Here is a 20,417-nt window from a genome sequence, read left to right on the forward strand (position 1 = left end):
TTTTTTGTTCAAACCAATCATACGAGAAAGGAACTCCTTTTTCTAATGTTTTAGGAAATTAAATTAAGGAATAATTCATCCTTACACAAACTATTTTACGGTCTCATAAATGTTGGTCAGATGTGTGATTAATTACTAAATCCATCATTATCTTTATATTTAATTCGTGAGCTTTATTAATTAACACTTCCATATCTTCCATAGTTCCAAATAAAGGGTTGATCTCCTGGTAATCTGAAATATCATAACCATTATCGACCATCGGTGATTTGTATACCGGGGACAGCCATATAAAAGTTATCCCTAAATCTTTCAAGTATGGCAACTCGCTTATAATTCCTTTTAAATCACCCGTACCGTCATTGTTGTCATCCTTGAAAGAAGCCGGATAAATTTGATAAAAAATCTCATGATGTAAGTTATTCATATTGCCTCCGTGGTATCGATACCATTTGACTTAAAAATAAAATTAGACTATGCACTTTGTCTAATTATTAAACTTAATTGTAAATTCTCATTCATTAATGAATGAGATACCTGAAGCTTATTCAAAAGTAATCTACATGCATTATTCGCTAAAGCATTAATAGGTTGCTGAATTGTCGTCAATGGAACTTGAACATAGCTAGCAAGTGGCTGATCGTCAAATCCCATTACAGCAACTTCTTCAGGTACTTGAATACCTTTAGATTTAAGTTCAGCAATCACACCAATAGCCACTTCATCTGAATTCGTAAAAATTGCATTAGGTAAACTGGAATTAACTAGTAATTTTTGTGCAATTTCTTTCCCATCAGCGATATTATGAGCATTTGAAAAAATCATATTCTGATTTAATTCATACTGATGTTTCTGCAAGAATTCACGATATGCTTTATTTCTTTGATTTCCATGTTTATTTTCAAAAAAATTGCTACCTGTTATATAAACAATCTCTGAACCATAGTTTTTGTTAAGATATTCTAAACCAGAAACTACAGGGGTATATTGATCCACTGAAACGGAGTCTTTTTCACAACCATTGATAGTTTCATTTACTAGAACAATCTTATTACCATTTTCCTGTAACACAGACTTTATATAATCTTTATCTTCTATTGAAGCCATCAGTAAAGCATCAAAAGTCTGATTTTTAAGTTTATCAATTATTTTTCTTTCAGCAATCGGATTATCATAAGTCTGCATAATACTTGCTTCATAGCCAAATTGATTCAAAATTCTTTCAATTTTATTAAACAATGAAGAAAAATATGGATTAGTAATTCGTGACACAACTACTCCAATTTGTTTAGTTTCTTGCTTTCTTAAATATTTTGCTGAAGCACTAGGAACATAATCAAGTTCGTTTATTGCTTTTTCAATTTTTTGTTTTGCTTGTTCAGAAATATGTGGGCTTTGATTCAAATAACGCGAAACTGTAGTAGTTCCAACCCCTGCTCTTTGAGCAATTTCTTTAATTGTCGTCATTTAACCAGCTCCTTGGAATCGATTCCATACATAATATAAGTTGTTTTGTAAGCGATTGCAAGTTTTTTTATCTAATCACACCTATAATTTTCTAACCGCTGATTAGTAAATTTAACAAATCTACTTACTGCCCCAATATCATTGCCCTTCAAAAATCCTAAGCCATACTCAAGGCTTGCTTCATAATTAATCAGTCTAGTTACTGTTAAATTGGATTCTTCACTAGCAATAAAATTAGGCATAATACTAACTCCTAACTGTGCCTGACACGTTATATCCGCAACACTTACATTATTAACATATGATATATCTATGTTCTTATTTTTAGACTTGATTATTTCCTGCAATTTTAATTGTTCCGGTGGAGCCCATCCATTATCAAGCAAAACAATTCTATTATGGTCAAAATCAGTTAAATCAATACAATGTTTTTCTGCTAATTTATTTGATTTAGGAATTACAGCTACAAAATATCCTGTTATAAGTTTTTTATATCCAATATTTGAAAATACTGAAACGTCATCTTTGGTTAAAAAAACAACATCACAATCTTTACTATTCAATTGTTGCTTTAATTCAGTATGGTTATAATTCTGCAAAAATACCTTGATATTTTTATACTGAGTTTGAAAATCCACCAATAGCTTGGGTAAATAATTTCGTTCATAAGGACTGCCGGTAAAACCAATTGTTAATGTTTCTTTATTTTCCTCATTTTGCCTTACTTCTTGAACTGCCTTATTGTAGCTATTTAATAATGGTTTTATCTTTTTATAGAATTTCTGACCTTGAGTCGTTAACTTAACTGTCGATTTGCTTCGAGTAAATAATTTAACTGTTAATTCATTTTCAATTGATTTAATACTCTGACTTACAGCCGGTTGCGAAATATTTTTTCGAAAAGCAGTTTTTCTAAAATTCAAAGTCTCTGCTAAATCAATAAATATCGATAAATGATAGATGTTCATTCTAATAACTAATCCTTATTACTAATAACAAAATTGATAATCATTACTTTTTTCTACTGTTATCATTATATTTGAAAGCGATTAATTTGTTTAATTGAAATGAGGAAAAATAATGACAAAAGAAATAGTAAAAACAGATGTTTTAGTTGTAGGTGCCGGTGATTCGGGAATGATGGCGGCAGCTGCTGCTAGAGAAGCAGGCGCAAAAGTCATTTTAATTGAAAAAGAAAATAAAATTGGATTAATGCGGCTATCAAATGCTGCAATTAATTCAAATGCACAAAAACGAGCTGGTGTAAGTATCAATAAGTCAGAACTAGTAGAATATCTTGCTAGTTTTGCTCAGCATAATGTTGACCAAAAACTGTTAAACATTTGGGCCGACAACAGTAGTGAGACAGTCAACTGGGTTGAAGACAATATCCTTAGACCCAATGGTGCTCATATGCGTTCAGAACCTGATGCTATGGTAACTTCACCTATTTACAAAGGCTTCCCTACTGAAAATGATTCTACAATTGATGATAAAAGCTATGTTTCATATGGTGCATGGTTCCAAGAATGGCTTATTAACCATAACATTGATCTAAGATTTAATACTAAATTAGTAAAATTAATTAAAGAAGAAAATACTGTAACTGGCGCAATTGTTGAAACTAATAATGAAAGTTATCAAATAACTGCAACTAAAGGTGTTATTCTATGTACTGGCGGATATTCAGCTAATAAAGAATTATTAAAGAAATGGAATCCCGAAGCATTAATGAAAAATGTTTATAATGACAGTCCCAGAAACAATGGTTCAGGTATAACTGCAGCACTCAAAGTTGGCGCTTTACGCGATCAGGAACCTGCTGAATGTATTTTTGATAGAGGACTGGTTCCAATTGGAACAAAAACTGATGAAATGTTTTATCAAACAGAAACATACGAAAATTGGTTATGGATTGGTTCTTATCCATTTTTGAAGGTAAATTTACGGGGACAACGTTTTACAAATGAATCTGTTCCATACCAATTTATCTCAAATGCAGCTGCTAAAGAGCCAGGATATCTTTACGCTATGATTTGGGATAGTAATTATGCTAATCAATTAGAAAAATTTCATATGCTTGGTTGTGCTAAATTCGGCTTTCCTGGTTATATGCCTTCAAAACAAGCTTTCATTAATGATACGAATCAATATCTGAAAAAAGGACTCATCGTTAAAGCAGATACTATTGCAGAGCTAGCTAAAAAATTGTACTTACCTGAAGAAGCTTTATTAAAAACTGTTAAAAAGCAAAACCAAAACTATATTGACCATATTGATCATGAATTCGGAAAAGAATTTTACAGAATGAGTCCAATTAATCAAAAACCTTATTATGGTTGTATTTTAGGTGGTAGAATTCTTGGCACTTTAGATGGCTTAAGAGTTAATGAAAAAATGGAAGTTTTAGATACAAATTACAATCCAATCAATCACCTATTTACAGCTGGGAATGATAGCGGTGGCTTTTTCTGGGGTTCATATCCTGATCGAGTACCCGGTTTAGCTTCTAGCCATGCTCAAACATTTGGACGTTTAGCTGGGAAATATGCAGCAAAGAATTAAAAAGAGTCTGGGAAAAAACGAAATAACAATTAAAACAGGAATTAAAACATCAAACGATTGACCAACTGCTGGTGGTATATTTTGTCCTAAGTTAATATGTAATGCCTTTATTTGAGATAACTTTACAAACATTTCTGTTGCAAGAAGTCCAACAATTACCCCAGAAAACATTGCTCCTGTTCCCAAGTTATTAAATGGCATAACTGCTGATACAGATACAGCTTTTTTAGCGGCATCTGGAATAACTTGAACTGTATTTGGCATCATAACTATTAAAGTAGCAATTGAAACCATTGCACTAGCAAGAGGATTTGTAAACTTTCTATTCTTAGCAAGTTGATACCCTATTAATCCGGCAATTAGGATACCTGAAATATTTAAGGTACCATTGGTAATTACAACACCCCAATACTGAACCTGTTCTAAAGTTTTGCCCTTAAAAATCCAAGTAAATATAGTATTATTTAAAAGAACTGCAAGTCCAGCCAAAATATATAATGGCATAATTGTTGCAAAAGCATCACGCAAGCTCCTTAAATGAATCTGATTACCAAGTTTAACAGCAAATTTAGTAAAGCCTTGCATTAATTTGGAATTTTGCATAGTGTTATTCATTTTTTTCTTCTCCTTAAATGAACTCAGCATTAGTTTTAATCACATTTTGTAACCAATAGAATGATTTCTTAGGAATTCGTTTCATATCTTTTAAATCATGATTTGATCGATTGACATAAACAACCCCATAACGTTTGTCCATATTCCCAGAGGAGCTTAAAATATCAATTAATCCCCATCCTAAATATCCTAGAACTTCAACGCCATCTTCTTTCTGCGCTTTTTTCAATTCATTAATATGATCTCTCATATAATCAATACGAATTTGGTCATCTATTGTATGTTGCCCATCCCAGTGTTCTATTAGACCTATTCCATTTTCTATTGGGAACACAGGTAGTCGATATCGATAATATATATCATCCATTACCTTTCTAAAGCCTTGTGGGTCGATATTCCAATTCCAATAATTACTTCTAGTATACTTATTTCTAATTTTTCCATACTCAAGGTAATAATTAGGTGCCACATCTATTGGTACCTTGCTTGCATCAATAACATCTGTCCGATAATAACTAAATGCTAAAAAATCGCTCTTTAATTTTCTAATTTCTTCTATTTCATTATCTGTAATATTTAATTTAAGATGGTGCTCTTTTACAAAGCTAACCACTGCTGGTGAATAACTTCCTTTCACAAAAGCATCTAATAACGAATTATTCACAAATTCATTAAATCTTGCTACTAGCAATTGATCTGATGGATTACAAGTTGCTGGATATGTTGCAGCATATGCTAGCATCCCACCAATCTTATTATTAGAAGTATCATGTAAATAATTAGCCAAACATGCATGAGCGTACATAATATTATGAGAAATTTGATATATATCTTCGATTGTCTCTTTACGTCCTAAGTCAACTCCAACAGCATAACGAGTAGCACCAGGTTGAAAGTATAAGTTTTGTTCATTAAAAGTTATCCAATATTTAACTTTATCCTTAAAGTGATTAATTATAATTTTTCCATATCTAATAAAATCATTAACAACTTTTTTATTTAAAAATCCACCTTCATAAGCTAGCTTCAATGGCATATCAAAATGATACAAGCAAATCATTGGCTCAATATTTCTATCAAGTAATCCTTGAACCAACTGATCATAGTATTTCAAACCTTTGCTGTTAATATCCCCATCCCCATCATGAATTACTCTTGACCAAGAAATTTGAAAACGATACATATTTAGGCCTAAATTTTTCATAAGGTCCAAATCTTCTGATAAATTGTGATAATTATCGTTAGCTACTTTCCAGTCACTGCTAGTTTCAGTTTCTGACCGTATATCATAAACTGATTTTGATTTTCCATCTTCATTCCATCCACCTTCAGTCTGCATACTTGAAGTTGAATTTCCCCCAAAAAATTTTTTCATCTCAAGCCCTCCTTGTAAGCGCTATATCTACTTTTAATTATATGAAGTTACAAAATTCAAACAAGCTACTATAATTTATATGTAAACTTTTGCCTTTACTTATAATGGAGAACAATATAAGATGAAAAAATACGAGCAAATTGCTACCGAAATAGAAAGAAAAATAATTTCAGGTGAATACAAAGATTTTTTACCACAGCAAAAAGATTTAGCATATGAACACCAAACAAGTAGAGTCACTATTTCTCATGCCTTCAAGCTATTAAAGGATAGAAAAATTATTCGTCCAGTTAAAGGACATTGGACAAAAATCAAATCAAAAAATATATCTAAACTTCTTATAGATTCTGATGCTAACAAAAGTAATGGCTTTACACATCACTCATTAGGTGGTGGTATTGTTAAAAGCCATATAATTTCCTTTGATCAACGCATTCCTACTGAGGAAGAATGCCAAGCATTGCAATTAAAGAAAGATGATTTAGTATATGACATCATAAGGCAACGCTTATTAAATGATGTACCAGCAAAACTTGAATATACAATTATGCCGGTTAAGGTTATTCCAGGTATTACGAAAGATATTTTACATAATTCAATTTATGGTTATATACGTGATGATCTACACTTGAATTTTGGTAAGGCAAATAGAATAATTACAGCTGAAAAATCAGATGCTTACGATATGAAATACTTAGAGTGTTCTAAAGATGATCCTGTCTTATGTGTAAGACAAATAAAATTTTTAGATAATAATATTCCATTTGAATATTCTGAAACACGCAACAAATATAACCATAGCTCTTTAACTATTTATGATAGTAAGTAATAGCTTATCAAAAAAACAAAAAGGATTAATTACCTAAACTGGCAATTAATCCTTTTAATTTAAATCTTATATTACTACTTTAACATTGAATCAACATTTTCTTTAGTTATTAAACGAACTGGTACCAAGTTATTCTTCTTTACCGTCTTTCCTTGATAATAATCATATACAGCATCTAAAGAAGTATCCGCCATTTTATCCCATTGTTGAGCAATTGTTGCAGTTATTTGCCCAGATTTAATTAATTTCAAGGCATCATTAGTTCCATCGAAACCAATAATAATTATATTCTTCTTACTTGCCTTTACAGCACGAGCAGCACCAACTGCCATTTCATCATTTTGAGAGAAAATACCCTTTACATCATGATGAGCTTGCAAAATGTTTTCTGTTACTGATAATCCTTTAGCTCTATCAAATTGAGCAGTTTGCTTAGATACAATATCTAATTTCTTATCAGCAATTTTATCAAAGCCTTCTCCACGTTCACGCGTTGCAGATGCACCTGGTATACCTTGTAGTTCTGCTATCTTAGCTTTTAATCCTAGTTTTTTAATTAAGAAGTTAGCTGCCATCTTACCACCAGCAACATTATCAGATGCCACTGTTGAAACTACTGTTCCTCTATCTGCACCACGGTCAATACAAATAACTGGAATTTTAGCATCATTTGCTTTTTGAATTACAGTACTAATGGCTGATGAATCACATGGATTAACAATAATCGCATCAACTTTTTGTTGAATTAAATCTTCCACATCATTATTTTGCTTTGAAGTATCATTATTCGCATTATTAATAATAATCTTAGAACCTTTTTTATCACTGTATTTTTGTAATTCATTCTTCAAAGTAATAAATACAGGATTAGATAAAGTTGAAATTGAAACACCTATCTTCAACTTGCTTGGAGCCTTTTTTTCTACTTTAGATGTTGAGGAACCTGAATCAGTACTTAATCCGGTTGCACCACAACCACCTAGTAAACCTCCGCCCATTACTAGAACAGAACCAATAGTTGCTATCTTGGTAATATTCTTTGAAATATGGTTAAAAAACATAATAATATTCCTCCTACTTTTTATCCATTTTTCTTCTGACTTTGTGAGTCAATCATTACAGCTACTAAAATTACTAAACCTTTAACGATTTGTTGATAAAAACTGTTAATACCTAATAAGTTCATCCCATTACTTAATGTAGCAATCAGTAATGCACCAACTAAGGTACCTTGCATTCTACCTTTACCACCCATAAGGCTTGCACCACCAATAACTGCTGATGCAATTGCATCCATTTCATAGGCTGAACCTGCATCAGGTTGAGCAGAACTTAATCTAGAAGTTAAAATTAGAGCAGCTAAAGCAGCCAAAACTCCGGATATTATGTAAATTAAAACAATAATTTTTTTAGTTTTAACCCCTGCAACAAAAGCAGCCTTTTCATTACCACCTAAGGCAAAAGTTTTTCTACCAAAAGCTGTTTTATGTAAAAGAATGTAAACTGCTGCAAAAATTAACAGAGTAATTATGACAGGGAATGGAATACCAAAGAGATATCCATTACCAATAAATTGGAAGAAGAAGCTATTATTCATATTTGGACCTGTAATAGGATTACCACCTGTAAAAACATAAGTAGCTCCTCTCCAAATAGTCATAGTTGCTAAAGTCGCAATAAAGGCAGTAACTTTACCATAGGAAATCAAAAATCCATTTACTCCACCTAATATTGCTCCCAAGATAAGACATGCTATACATGCTAACCATACAGGCGTTCCACTTAATATTAATGTCGCAGCTACGGCTCCAGTAAAGGCTAAAACTGATCCAACAGACAAATCAATTCCACCTGTCAAAATAACGAAAGTCATACCAAAAGCAATTAAACAATTAATTGAAGACTGTCTCAGTAAATTCATCAAATTTGAAGGTGCAATAAATTGCGGATTCAAAAATGTTATTAGGACAACTAAAATTATTAAAGCTATTAATGCCATATATTTAGATAAATCCAACTTTTTTCTTGCTTTATCCATTTTATTTTCCTCCAGTTGCTAATTTCATAATTTTCTCTTGAGTTGCATCTTTAGCATCTATAATTCCCATTTGCTTACCTTCATATAAGACTTCTATTCTGTCGCTCATACTTAATACTTCTGGCAAATCACTAGAAATCATAATAACTGCCACATGACGATCAGTAAGTTGGTTAATTAACTCATAAATTTCTTTTTTAGCCCCAACATCGACTCCCCTTGTAGGCTCATCAAGGATTAATATTTTAGCTCCACTACCAACCCATTTTGCTAAAACAACTTTTTGTTGATTACCACCAGATAAACTTCCGGCAGTAACAAATGGATTTTCAGCTTTAACTGTTAATCTTTTCATTAACATATTTACGAAATTATTTTCTGTTTTTTCATCAATAATTCCATGCTTTTTAAAGCCCTCAATACTTGGCAAGGCAATATTATCTCGTAAAGATTGATCTAGTACTAATCCTTCTGTCTTTCTATCTTCAGTTAGGAAGCCAATTCCTAACGCAACTGCATCACTTGGATCTTTTATATGAACTTCCTTCCCATGAACATAGATTTTTCCTGATATAAGTTTATCTATACCAAAAAGTGCTCTCATGGTTTCTGTTCTTCCTGCACCCATCAGACCAGAGAACCCTAATACTTCACCTTCATGTACTTCAAAACTGATATTTTTAAAGTTTTCACCACACAAATTCTCGGCTTTTAAAGCAACTGTTCCTAGCTCAGGATTACGAATTGGATAATAATCTCCAATATCACGACCTACCATATCATGAACAATTTGATTTTCATCTACATCTTTAATTTTATAAGTATTAATGGAAACCCCATCTCTCATAACAGTAACGGTATCACAAATTTCCCATAACTCTTCCATTCTATGAGAGATGTAAATGAAACCCACACCTTTTGCTTTTAATTCATTGATAGTCTTAAATAGGATTTTAATTTCATTAGTTGTTAAAGCGGCCGTTGGTTCATCCATAATTATTATTTTGGCATCAGTCATCAAAGATTTTGCAATTTCTACCATTTGTTGTTGACCAACAGTCAAATCTCCTATTTTCTTTGTAACATTAATATTTGCACCTAAATGATTGAGATATTCTGTAGCTTGCTTAATCATGGCACGTTGATTCATGAGCCCAAAAGTAGACTTTATTTCTTTATTTAAAAACATGTTATCAACTACAGACATATCTGGAAAATTGTTCATTTCTTGGTGAATGAAGCTTATTCCGGCATGCTCTGCTTCTAAAGCGCTTGAATAACTGGTTTCCTTTCCATCTACTTTTATTGAGCCAGCATCTTTATTTAAAAGTCCTGTTAAAATATTCATCAAAGTGGACTTTCCGGCACCATTTTCACCCATAAGAGCATGCACTTCTCCAGAGTTGATAGTAAAATCAACTCCTTTTAAAACGTGATTCGCTCCAAAAGCTTTTTTTATGCCAGTCATTTCAATTTTCATTGTTACTCTCACCCCTTTACTTTAAAAGGTAACTCCACTTTCCAAAATAATATTAGAGTAAGGTGTAGTTTCACCAGTTCTTATAAACGCATGCGTATTACCAAGCATTTTCTTTAAATCTTTGTGAGGAACGAATTCAATATCTACATATGGCAAAACTGCTTTAATATTTCTCAATTGATTAGGATTTTGTTCTTTTATTTCTTCTGCTAAATAAATCTTTTGTACTTTCATCTCAATCAAGACATTCTTTAAAACATCAATGAATGAAGGTAATTCACTTTGAACACATAAATCGATTTTTTCTGTATCTTTTGGAACTGGCATCCCTGCATCACCAATTGATAACCAATCCATATGCCCCATATCAGCAATTACACGAGAAATATCTGAATTCATTACTCCAATTTTTTTCATTATTTTTCTCCTCCATAAAATTTATTAATCTGACTGTAAGTAGGAATAGACGGCTGAGCTCCATTTTTTTGAACTGTAAGTGAAGAAGCTTTTTCTCCATAATCAATAGCTGCTTCTAAATTACTTAGATCCTTTTTCAAAACTGCTGAAAGAGCTCCCAAGAATGTATCACCAGCTGCTGTTGTATCAACAGCTTTGACTTTATACGCAGGAACAATTTTTGCTTGATTCTCATATGAATAAAAAACTCCCTTATCTCCTAGCGTAATCAAAGTTACTTTAACGCCTTTATCTTTAAAATATTGTGCCGATTTATTCATAGAGCTTAAGGAATCAGCCTTTATCCCAGTGATAGCAAAACTTTCTGTCTCATTAGGGGCTATAATATCTGTTTCTGCAAGAAGTTCATCTGAAATATAATTAGCAGGAGCTGGATTCAATACGGTAACCACACCATGTTTATGTGCTATTTTGAAAGCTAAAGTTGTTTCCTTAATTGGTGTTTCAAATTGGGCAACAATAAAATCCATACTTGAAATTAAAGATTCTGCATTCTTTATTTGAGTTAAATTTATTTCTTTATTAGCTCCTGGATAAACTAAAATACTATTCTGTCCATTTTGATCTAACATAATAGTTGCTGTACCAGTGCCAGCTTTATCTGACTTATTTATATTCGTTAAATCTATACTATCTTTCTTCAAAGATTCAAGCATCTTTTGACCAGAGTTATCATCACCAATAGCTCCAATAAAGTGTACTTTAGCTCCAGATCTTGCTGCTGCAACAGCTTGATTTGCCCCTTTTCCACCAGGAGCTGAACTTTTATCAAATACTGAAACCGTCTCACCTGGAAGAGGTATTCTTTCAACATGAAATGTAGTATCTAGATTGATACTTCCTAAAACGCAAACTTGATTTTTCATCTTTCCATCTCCGACTCAGTTATTAACTTTTTACAGTTTAAGTTTATCTTTAAGCGCAAGCGCTTACAATAATTACTAAAAAAGTAATTGCTATTTAAGTAAAAGTTTAGTTATTACTTTAAAAAATGCAAAAAATAAGGAGCTTTGTAAGCTCCCTCTCAGTCCATAGTTAGTCAATATCTTTTTTATTTTACTTAAATTAAGTACTCTCTCTTTCAATAATTTCAGTAGTGATAAATGTTTTCTGGCCTTTAAATTCTTTGCTTGCAACTTGTGCTTGTAAATCTCTTACGGCTTGTTCAACTATTTGGATAGTCGGAATGTGCACAGTAGTTAATTCTGGACTACATAATGCCGCCGTCGATACATCATCAAATCCCATTACACCAATATCTCGTGGGACAAGTATGTTTCTATGTGTTAATTCCTTTATTAATCTAATGGCAATAATATCATTTTCACAGAAAAAAGCTTCAGGTAAATCATTGAAGTTTATACTATTTAGTGAGTTCTTAGAAAATAGATTTGCAAAGTCAACAACATAAAAATCTTTCTCAGCTAACTTTAGATTTTGTGTTGCAAGACTATCTCGTAGCCCCTCTCTTCTTGATAAAAAGTTCTGTGTTGCCTTATTTGATGCAAGATATCCTATCCTTCTGTAATTATGATTCAATAAGAACATCCCCGCTTCATAAGCACCTTGATAATTATCTGGAGTTACAAAATCTGCTTTTAATTTTCTAAATGATGTATCAACAAAAACGACATTTTTAATTTTATTTTCTATAAAATCAATATCATTTTCATCTAAATCAGTCGCCAAAACAATCGCATTTACAACTGTTGTTCTACTAATTATTCTATTAATTTCTTCATGTAAAGATTCTATTTTAACTGTATTAATTTGCAAAGTACCACCGAATTTATCAATATGCTCTGCAGTACATTGAACTAATGTATCAAAAAATGGATTCTTTTGATACATTTCATTAACCACACCATGCTGATCGCTAATGATTATTAAGTTTACATTCGCAATTACTCTTGTAGATTCTCTCTTCTGCCTTAATGGTATATAGTCACTTTCTTTTATTATTCTAAAAATTTTCTTTCTTGTCTTTTCACTAACTCCAGGTTTACCATTTAGGACCAGTGAAACAGCAGCAATAGAAACACCTGCTTTCTTAGCAATATCACTCATTTTAATTTTCATTTTTTACTCCCATATTATCAAATTAACTAAATGTAAATTCCCAACTTACCAAACTTCTTTGAGGATTCCAATTTACATCATTTATCATATTTTGTAATTGTGAAATTGCCTGATTCAACATTTGATCCAAAAAATATTGATTTTTAGCTGTATTTAAAAACCTATATTTAGAATCCAATAAATTAGTAAAACCAACAACTATTACATCATTTGGAACACTAAAATTTAAAATTTGTAATTCTTTTGTTAATCTCAAAGCTTGACAATTCGATTCACATAAAAAAGCATCCAAATTTCTCATTTTTCTTATTTGGGCAATTTCTTGACTATCAATTACCTCATTACTTAATGAACCAACTATAAAATCAGAATTTGTAAAGGATAAATTAAAATCAGAAATTGCTGAATTGAAACCATATCGTCTTTCTGCAAAATTTCCATTTAACGTTCTAGCACCTAAATATCCAACTTTTCTGCATCCTTTTTTATAAAAATATTCAACTATTGAATATGCTTCTTGAAAATTGTCCATTGCGACAAAATTGGCAGCAATGGTAGCTAAATTAACATCAAAAAAAACGCAATATTTAAATTTAGCTTGAAGAGTTTTAACTAATTTACTCGAAAAATTTGTAGCTAAAAATATAGAAGGCTTACGGCATATAGCTTCAGATTGATAAATTAGTTTATTTTCAGGCAATAGTTTAAACGAAATCTTTATTCCCAACTGTTTACCTTTTTTCTCCACTGCATCCCGTAAAAAGAAGAAATTATTTTGTTGAATATCTTCAACAGCCATAAAAAAACAAACCGTTCTAAGCTTTTTCTCAAAACTTAAATTGGAGCTCGACTTCTCATATCCTAATTCGGTTGCAATTTTTAAAATCTTTTTTCTAGTATCATCACTAATACCCGAATTTTGATTAATAGCTATTGATACTGCACTTTTTGACACATTCGCAATCTCTGCAATATCTTGCATAGTAAATTTTTTAGTCATATCATTTCTCTCTTTAATCTAATTAATTTTATGGTACCACTATTTGTAAGCGCATACAAAAATGCATCACATGAAATTCATGCGATATATTAAATTTATCTACTTATTCAAGTTTATAATCGTTTTAGCGGCAATTCGACCTGAATTCCAGGCAAAGCCGTTACTTAATCCTTCAATTGTTGGATATGCTGAGTCGAACATCCCTGCTGCATTATTACCAACAACATATACTCCAGAAATCACCTTTCTTGCCTCAGTTAGTGCCTGGAATTTCTCATTAACTAATCCACCACCGACAGTTCCTAAAGTAGTTGAAATAGCCTTCAAAGCATAAAATGGCCCATTACAAATTGGGAATTTCATGAATTTCTGATCTTTATAAAAGTCTTCATCAGCATGCTTATTAATCAACTTATTATACTGATTAATTGTTTCAACAAAATTATTTTCATCAATATTAAGTAACTTAGCTAACTCTGCTAAACTATTCGCTTTAAAAACAGCCTTGCTTGTCAAAGTTGTTTCAAGCTCTTGTTTTAAAGTCTTCATCGGACCAACTTTATGAGTCATTGGAAGATGTTGAAGTAAAGTAAAAGTTCTCTCAAATGAACCGGTCCAATCCAACTCATTTTTTGAAATGTAATCTACGAAATCTTGATCAATAATTATGTAATAATATCCCCCTGCAGTATAGGTAACATTTCCCCAAAGTGCAAAATCATAAACAACATCTTCATTTGTAAATCTTTTACCTGAATTATCTACCCAAAGTAATGGAAGCGTAGATAATGTTGCTAAAGAAGCATTTTCCCAAGGATTTTTATCATTTGTAACAATCGAAGCAGCATGATTTTCAAGTAGTGGCTTGTAATTATTCACACCGCCGATTTCTCCAAGCATTCGTAAACCATCACCAGTTGCCTTGCGTTCTCCCATGCTATATAAGTTATTCAAATCGATGTTGACATTCTTTTTTACTAAATCTTTGTCACCAATAAACCCACCATCTGCTAAAATAACATTCTTGGTATTCAAGCATTCATCAGTTCCATCATAATTAATTTCAATTCCCGATAAATATCCATTATCTTGAAGCAGCTTTTTAGCAGAAGTCTTTAAAAATAAGCTACCACCTAAGTCCTTAAACTTATTAATCATCTTTTCAAAACCATTAAACTTATCGATATATTGATGATATGTACGAGGGTGATTTTGGTGAACTTCTTGAGTATTAGTTACTAATTCTGTTTCTAAACCATTTTTACTCATCCACGCCAATGTTTCTGCACTTTCTTTTACTATCGCTTTAACGATTCTAGCATCACTGCGATGGTGAGTATAATTCAGAATTTCTTCATAGGCGTCTTTTACAGAGTAATCAACTCCAGATTCTTTTTGTAGCTCCGTATTTGCACCAAATAAGCCTTGAGCACCAAACATCCCAGCACCACCAAATTTATCACCTTTTTCAAGTAAAGCAACTTTTAATCCTGCTTCTGCTGCAGTTAAAGCTGCACTAATACCTGAAGAACCAGCACCTACTACTATTAAGTCATAATTTTCCATAATTAATCCTCCTAACTAAAAGTTTGTTAATCTTTTAACTTAATTATATTATCAAAAAAACTTTCTGCTTTATCGATTGCGTTAATGCTATTTTAAGACTAGACTTAAAGCAAAAATTGAGGAGAAATTATGTATAAAGAATTAGAAACTTATCTCTCGGTTGTACAGAATGGTAGCTTTTCCAAGGCAGCAAAGGAACTTTACATATCACCTTCTGCTGTTTTCCAACAAATTAACAACTTAGAAAATCACCTTGGAGTTAAACTACTAATCAGAACTTCCCATGGAGTTAAAGTAACAGAAGCAGGAATGATATTAGTAAGAAGAGGACAAGAAATACTAAATTTGTGCAAACAAACACAAAGTGAACTAAAGTATTTTAAGAAACAAATTACCTTAGGAGCTGGCTTTTTAACACAAAATCTAGAATTTCAAAAGCTAATAAAAGGCTCTCAAATCAACGTTTCAATATCTTTTGCTGAAGTTAAAGATTATAATTCAATTTCAGATACAGTTGATTTATTAGAGACAATTTATACCCCAGGTTTAGCTAAGCAAGGCTTTTCTTTTCAAAAAATTTCTGAAATTCCATTAGCTATCGCCATCGCACCCAATTGTAAATTAAAAAGCAAAAAGCGTATCTCTGAACAAGATCTATCTAATTATACAATTACTGTGATAAAACATGGACTTTCCTCTTCTACAGATGAAGCTGTCAAATATTTAAAAACAAATAAGCATCTAAAAATAATCGAACTTTCTCAATATAACCATTCATTTATAGATTTTTGTCAGTTAAACAATACTTTAATGTTAGTTCCAAAATGTTGGAAAAAATCTTGCGAACCATATATATTAAAAGATTTAGATAAAAAATTTCTATTAGATTATGGCTACTTTTACCGTAAAAATAAGATAAAAATATTAGATGAACTTATGATGACTTTAGAATGATTCTTATGAATCTAATTTTTAAACTAAAAACACTTAGTAATCATCAGCTTTTAGTGATTACTAAGTGTTTAATTGTCTATAAAAGATTATTCCTCAATTCGCCCAATTTCATCTTGAGGTTGAACGACTTGATTAATAAAATGCACTTTCAAATTTTTATTCGATTCTTTTAAATTAGTAAATATAACTAAAACAGTAGGATTCTTTCCAGCATCTTTAATCTCTTCTAAATCCATCTCAGCAAGAAGAGTTTGTGGTATAACATTATCCCCTTCTTTTACATGAACCTTAAATGGTTTACCTTCTAACTCAACTGTATCAAGGCCCATATGAATTAAAATCTCTAATCCTGTATCTGTCGTTAATCCAATTGCGTGCTTAGTCTTAAATATAGAAGATACTTTACCATTTACGGGTGAATATACTTTGCCATTTCGTGGCTCAACTGCATAACCATCACCCATTAATTTTTTGGAGAAGACTTCATCTGGTACTTTTTCAAGCTCAATAACCTTCCCCTCAACAGGTGCAAATACTTTAATATCTGACTTTGCACTAGTTACAAATAAATTACTTGCTAAAATCTCATTAATCTCCTGGCTATAAAGATCCGCTTTACCACCAAATATAGCTTGAATTCCATCTGCAACTTTCAAAACACCAGGTGCTCCTAATGCCTTGAATACTTTGTCATCAACTTTATTTTTATCTTTAACTGACACTCTTAAACGAGTAGCACAAGCAGATACAGTACCAATATTTTCAGCTCCACCAAGAGCAGAAATAATTTGCATAGATTCATCATGTAATTTATTTCCAGTTTTTGGACCTTCAGCTAAAATTGCATCAGCATCTACATCATCTTGCATACCAGGAATAGCAACATGGAATTTTTTAATACAAAATGTAAAGACAGCAAAGTATAAGAAGAACCATACTACTCCAAGTAACAAGACATTTGGCCAATTAGTCTTATCTTTTCCCTGCAATACACCAAATAATAAATAATCAATAAAACCACCTGAGAATGAATTACCTATTCTGATATTCATAATATCTGCAAAATAAAATGATAATCCATCTAAGAAAGCATGAATTACATATAGCCATGGTGCAACAAACAAGAAAGTATATTCAATTGGTTCAGTAATACCGGTAAGAAATGATGTTAATCCACCCGATAAGTATAAACCACCATCTTTTTGACGATTTTTCTTTGGCAAACAAAGATACATAGCTGCTGCTGCACCAGGCAAGCCAAACATCATTGTAGCAAATCTACCTACAAAGAATCTGGTACCATAAGTGAATAAGCCGTGGAAATTAGGATCAGCTAATTGCGCAAAGAAGATGTTTTGCGCACCAACAACTGTTTTTCCGGCAACTGTTGCAGTACCACCTAAAGCGGTGTACCAGAACATTGGATAAATAGTGTGGTGCAAACCAACTGCTCCAGTTAAGCGGAGCAAGAACCCATATAAGAATGTACCTAAACTACCCATACCAGCAATTGCTTTACCTGCAATTGTTAGCCATCCTTGAATTGGAGGCCAAATCAAGAAGAAAATAGCACCTATAAAGATGGCACAAATAGATGAAATAATTGGAATAAATCTTGAACCGCCAAAGAAGCCCAAGAATTGTGGCAACTCAATTTTACGATATTTATTGTGTAAATATGCAACAAGCATTCCAATCACAATTGAACCTACAACACCTGTATCAATGGTGTTTTTGGGTGAAAACAATTGGAGCAAACCTGAAATAGTAGCAGTATATACCATGTAAGCAACACCACCAGCTAACCCAGCAGTCCCCTTATCATTTGTCGCCAAACCAACTGCTAATCCGATTGCAAAAATTAATGCTAAGTTTGCAAAGACAGCATTTCCTGCAAAATTCATCACTTTCAAGCATGTCTGAAGCCAAGCTTGATTTAACCATGGATATGCCTTAACAGCTGCATCATTACTTAGCGCACCACCTATCCCAAGCAGCAAACCAGCAACAGGTAAAATGGCAATCGGCAGCATAAACGCTTGCCCTAGTTGTGAGAACTTTTTAAACATGATTACTCCTCCTCTTTAATTGCTTTGACAAAACGTTGGGTAATTTCTAACGGTCTAGTAATTGCACCACCAACAACAGCAGCCAATACCCCCATTTTTAAAATCTTAGCTAACTGATCTGGTTGGTGAATTTTACCTTCAGCAATCGTAGGTATTCCAGCTTTAACCAAATCTTCAATCAATTGATAATCTGGCCCATCAAGATGGCGACTTTCAGCTGTATATCCCGACATAGTTGTCCCGACAAAATCAACACCAGCTTCAAAGGCATTTTTCCCTTCTTCAAAATTAGAAGTATCTGCCATTAAAAGTTGATTTGGATATTTTTCTTTAACTTCATGAACAAACTGAGAAACAGTTTTACCATCATGGCGCTTTCTTAAAGTACAATCTAAAGCAATAACATCCACTTTGGTTTTAACCAGTTCATCAATTTCTTTCATAGTTGGAGTTATATATGGCTCTTCTGGTGGATAATCCCGTTTAATAATACCAATAACAGGTAAATCTACTTTTGCTTTAATCTCTTTGATATCACGAGCTGAATTTGCTCGAATCCCTACAGCTCCACCCTTTAGTGCGGCTAATGCCATCAAGGGCATAATTCCGCCAGTTTCAGAATAAAGCGGTTCGCCAGGCAGTGCTTGGCAGGAAACTATCAATCCACCTTTGACTTGATTTATAAAATCTTCTTTTTTCATTGTAAAATTTGCTCCAATTTTATCTTTTATTGGAGTTTTTCTCCTTCTATAAAAAAAGAATATCATCTTTTATATACTACTGCAAGCGATTTCATCGATTGGTATAAACACGATTTATAATGTAAAATCAACTATAAGAGAGGATGCAATACTATGAACTTATTAAAAGAATTACGAAATGTTGATCATTTTACAAAGACTGAGCAAAGACTTCTTACGTATATCGATACTAATCCTGAAAAAATAATATATGGCACAATTAAGGAACTGAGTCGTAATGCTGGTGTCGGAGAAGCTACAATTATCAGATTATGCAAAAAACTAAATTTATCTGGTTTTTCTGATTTAAAGATTGAATTGGCTAAAGACTCACTGACTTCTCCTCCAAGTCATATTGAAAAGGAAAGTTATCTAACTACTAGTGCTAACCTTTTAAAAGATGCTATTACGAAAACTGAGAAACTAGTAATTGAGTCTGATATCAATAAGGCTATTAGAATCTTATCTAATGCAAAAAGCATCTACTTGTTTGGTGTGGGACATTCAGGAGAGTCTGCACGAGACTATGCCAAAACCTGGTTTCGAGTTGGTTTAGTTGCTCATGCTGAAGTTGATCCACACTTTCAAGTTCAAATTGCTTCATTTTTAAACAGTAAAGATGTTGTAGTAGCATTATCTCTTTCAGGTCATACTAAAGATATTTACGATTCTGTTAGATTAGCAAAAAAACGTGGAGCTCACATTATTGTTATTACCAATGATTTCACATCTCCCATTGCAAAGCTTGCTGATGTAACTCTCAGAACTGCCGTAAGCGAATTTTTAAATATTGGTTCTGTCTCTGGTCAAGTTTCGCAACTTTATATCTGTGAAATTCTGGCAAAGGGCTATGAAAATTATAATCATATTGATACAACTAAACTTAAGGAAAGAGCTCTAAAAGCTATTATGAATAAAAGTATGTAAAAACCACCTCATAACTAGTAGCAGTTATGGGGTGGTTTGGTTTATGAAGTTATTGATTTATACCATTATTAGTAGTTAATTATCAATATGAACTTATTGATTACAATACTTAATTTAATATGTACGGGTAATTTCTATTTTTCTTTATATAAATGTTTTAATGTTGTATTGTTCATAATAAATTCTTTTACTGTACCAGGTGGTTCCTTAATAATCATAGAAACTGTCAAATTTTT

Annotated in this window: 17 protein-coding genes and 2 pseudogenes; 4 read left to right on the plus strand and 15 right to left on the minus strand. The window is 32.2% G+C overall.

The window, feature by feature from the left end:
* Positions 1-109: 109 nt before the first annotated feature.
* The 3 genes and pseudogenes from ACNDLV_RS05110 to ACNDLV_RS05120 form a co-directional block, all read right to left on the minus strand.
* Positions 110-427, minus strand: a pseudogene (locus tag ACNDLV_RS05110) (alpha-amylase family glycosyl hydrolase); the annotation flags it as partial.
* Between the two features lie 47 nt (positions 428-474).
* The gene (locus ACNDLV_RS05115; RefSeq protein WP_006587287.1) at positions 475-1,467 is read right to left on the minus strand and encodes a LacI family DNA-binding transcriptional regulator; all 993 of its coding nucleotides are present in this window, start codon (positions 1,465-1,467) and stop codon (positions 475-477) included.
* 71 nt (positions 1,468-1,538) lie between these two features.
* Positions 1,539-2,435 carry a LysR substrate-binding domain-containing protein gene (locus ACNDLV_RS05120; protein WP_498882939.1) on the minus strand — a complete coding sequence of 299 codons (897 nt, stop codon included), beginning with the start codon at positions 2,433-2,435 and terminating at the stop codon, positions 1,539-1,541.
* A 112-nt stretch (positions 2,436-2,547) separates the two neighbouring features.
* On the opposite strand from ACNDLV_RS05120, the gene ACNDLV_RS05125 reads away from it, so the two are divergent.
* Positions 2,548-4,032 carry an FAD-dependent oxidoreductase gene (locus ACNDLV_RS05125; protein WP_006587285.1) on the plus strand — a complete coding sequence of 495 codons (1,485 nt, stop codon included), beginning with the start codon at positions 2,548-2,550 and terminating at the stop codon, positions 4,030-4,032.
* A 12-nt stretch (positions 4,033-4,044) separates the two neighbouring features.
* Here the strand turns inward: ACNDLV_RS05125 and ACNDLV_RS05130 are convergent.
* Positions 4,045-4,635, minus strand: a pseudogene (locus ACNDLV_RS05130) (PTS transporter subunit EIIC); the annotation flags it as partial.
* 25 nt (positions 4,636-4,660) lie between these two features.
* Positions 4,661-6,022 carry a glycoside hydrolase family 1 protein gene (locus ACNDLV_RS05135; RefSeq protein ID WP_006587283.1) on the minus strand — a complete coding sequence of 454 codons (1,362 nt, stop codon included), beginning with the start codon at positions 6,020-6,022 and terminating at the stop codon, positions 4,661-4,663.
* 121 nt (positions 6,023-6,143) lie between these two features.
* Here ACNDLV_RS05135 and ACNDLV_RS05140 point away from each other — a divergent pair, with 121 nt between their 5' ends.
* A complete protein-coding gene (locus ACNDLV_RS05140; protein WP_006587282.1) occupies positions 6,144-6,851 on the plus strand; it encodes a GntR family transcriptional regulator in 708 nt (235 codons plus the stop codon).
* A gap of 74 nt (positions 6,852-6,925) precedes the next feature.
* Here ACNDLV_RS05140 and ACNDLV_RS05145 read toward each other — a convergent pair whose 3' ends face one another.
* From ACNDLV_RS05145 to ACNDLV_RS05180, 8 genes are all read right to left on the minus strand, one after another.
* Positions 6,926-7,849 carry an ABC transporter substrate binding protein gene (locus ACNDLV_RS05145; RefSeq protein WP_373369258.1) on the minus strand — a complete coding sequence of 308 codons (924 nt, stop codon included), beginning with the start codon at positions 7,847-7,849 and terminating at the stop codon, positions 6,926-6,928.
* Between the two features lie 83 nt (positions 7,850-7,932).
* Entirely contained in the window at positions 7,933-8,904 is a 972-nt protein-coding gene (locus tag ACNDLV_RS05150) for an ABC transporter permease (RefSeq protein WP_373369259.1), read from the minus strand.
* Positions 8,891-10,369, minus strand: coding sequence for a sugar ABC transporter ATP-binding protein (locus ACNDLV_RS05155; RefSeq protein ID WP_048588197.1), 1,479 nt, complete (start codon positions 10,367-10,369; stop codon positions 8,891-8,893). The genes ACNDLV_RS05150 and ACNDLV_RS05155 overlap by 14 nt, the downstream gene beginning before the upstream one ends.
* A gap of 21 nt (positions 10,370-10,390) precedes the next feature.
* A complete protein-coding gene (gene rbsD / locus ACNDLV_RS05160) occupies positions 10,391-10,786 on the minus strand; it encodes a D-ribose pyranase (protein ID WP_006587279.1) in 396 nt (131 codons plus the stop codon).
* On the minus strand, positions 10,786-11,712 hold the full coding sequence (rbsK, locus tag ACNDLV_RS05165; RefSeq protein ID WP_006587278.1) for a ribokinase: 927 nt from the start codon (positions 11,710-11,712) through the stop codon (positions 10,786-10,788). The genes rbsD and rbsK overlap by 1 nt, the downstream gene beginning before the upstream one ends.
* A 199-nt stretch (positions 11,713-11,911) precedes the next feature.
* Complete coding sequence (locus tag ACNDLV_RS05170) at positions 11,912-12,925, minus strand: LacI family DNA-binding transcriptional regulator (protein ID WP_006587277.1); 1,014 nt, start codon at positions 12,923-12,925, stop codon at positions 11,912-11,914.
* A gap of 22 nt (positions 12,926-12,947) precedes the next feature.
* Positions 12,948-13,925 carry a LacI family DNA-binding transcriptional regulator gene (locus ACNDLV_RS05175; RefSeq protein WP_006587276.1) on the minus strand — a complete coding sequence of 326 codons (978 nt, stop codon included), beginning with the start codon at positions 13,923-13,925 and terminating at the stop codon, positions 12,948-12,950.
* 99 nt (positions 13,926-14,024) lie between these two features.
* Positions 14,025-15,491, minus strand: coding sequence for an FAD-dependent oxidoreductase (locus ACNDLV_RS05180; RefSeq protein ID WP_006587275.1), 1,467 nt, complete (start codon positions 15,489-15,491; stop codon positions 14,025-14,027).
* Positions 15,492-15,620: 129 nt separating this feature from the next.
* On the opposite strand from ACNDLV_RS05180, the gene ACNDLV_RS05185 reads away from it, so the two are divergent.
* On the plus strand, positions 15,621-16,445 hold the full coding sequence (locus ACNDLV_RS05185; RefSeq protein ID WP_006587274.1) for a LysR family transcriptional regulator: 825 nt from the start codon (positions 15,621-15,623) through the stop codon (positions 16,443-16,445).
* Positions 16,446-16,531: 86 nt separating this feature from the next.
* Here ACNDLV_RS05185 and ACNDLV_RS05190 read toward each other — a convergent pair whose 3' ends face one another.
* Complete coding sequence (locus ACNDLV_RS05190) at positions 16,532-18,514, minus strand: PTS sugar transporter subunit IIABC (protein WP_006587273.1); 1,983 nt, start codon at positions 18,512-18,514, stop codon at positions 16,532-16,534.
* Between the two features lie 2 nt (positions 18,515-18,516).
* On the minus strand, positions 18,517-19,215 hold the full coding sequence (locus ACNDLV_RS05195) for an N-acetylmannosamine-6-phosphate 2-epimerase (RefSeq protein WP_006587272.1): 699 nt from the start codon (positions 19,213-19,215) through the stop codon (positions 18,517-18,519).
* Positions 19,216-19,368: 153 nt separating this feature from the next.
* On the opposite strand from ACNDLV_RS05195, the gene ACNDLV_RS05200 reads away from it, so the two are divergent.
* Entirely contained in the window at positions 19,369-20,181 is an 813-nt protein-coding gene (locus ACNDLV_RS05200) for a MurR/RpiR family transcriptional regulator (protein WP_006587271.1), read from the plus strand.
* Positions 20,182-20,417: the final 236 nt, after the last annotated feature.

The organism is Lactobacillus fornicalis (assembly GCF_055362665.1).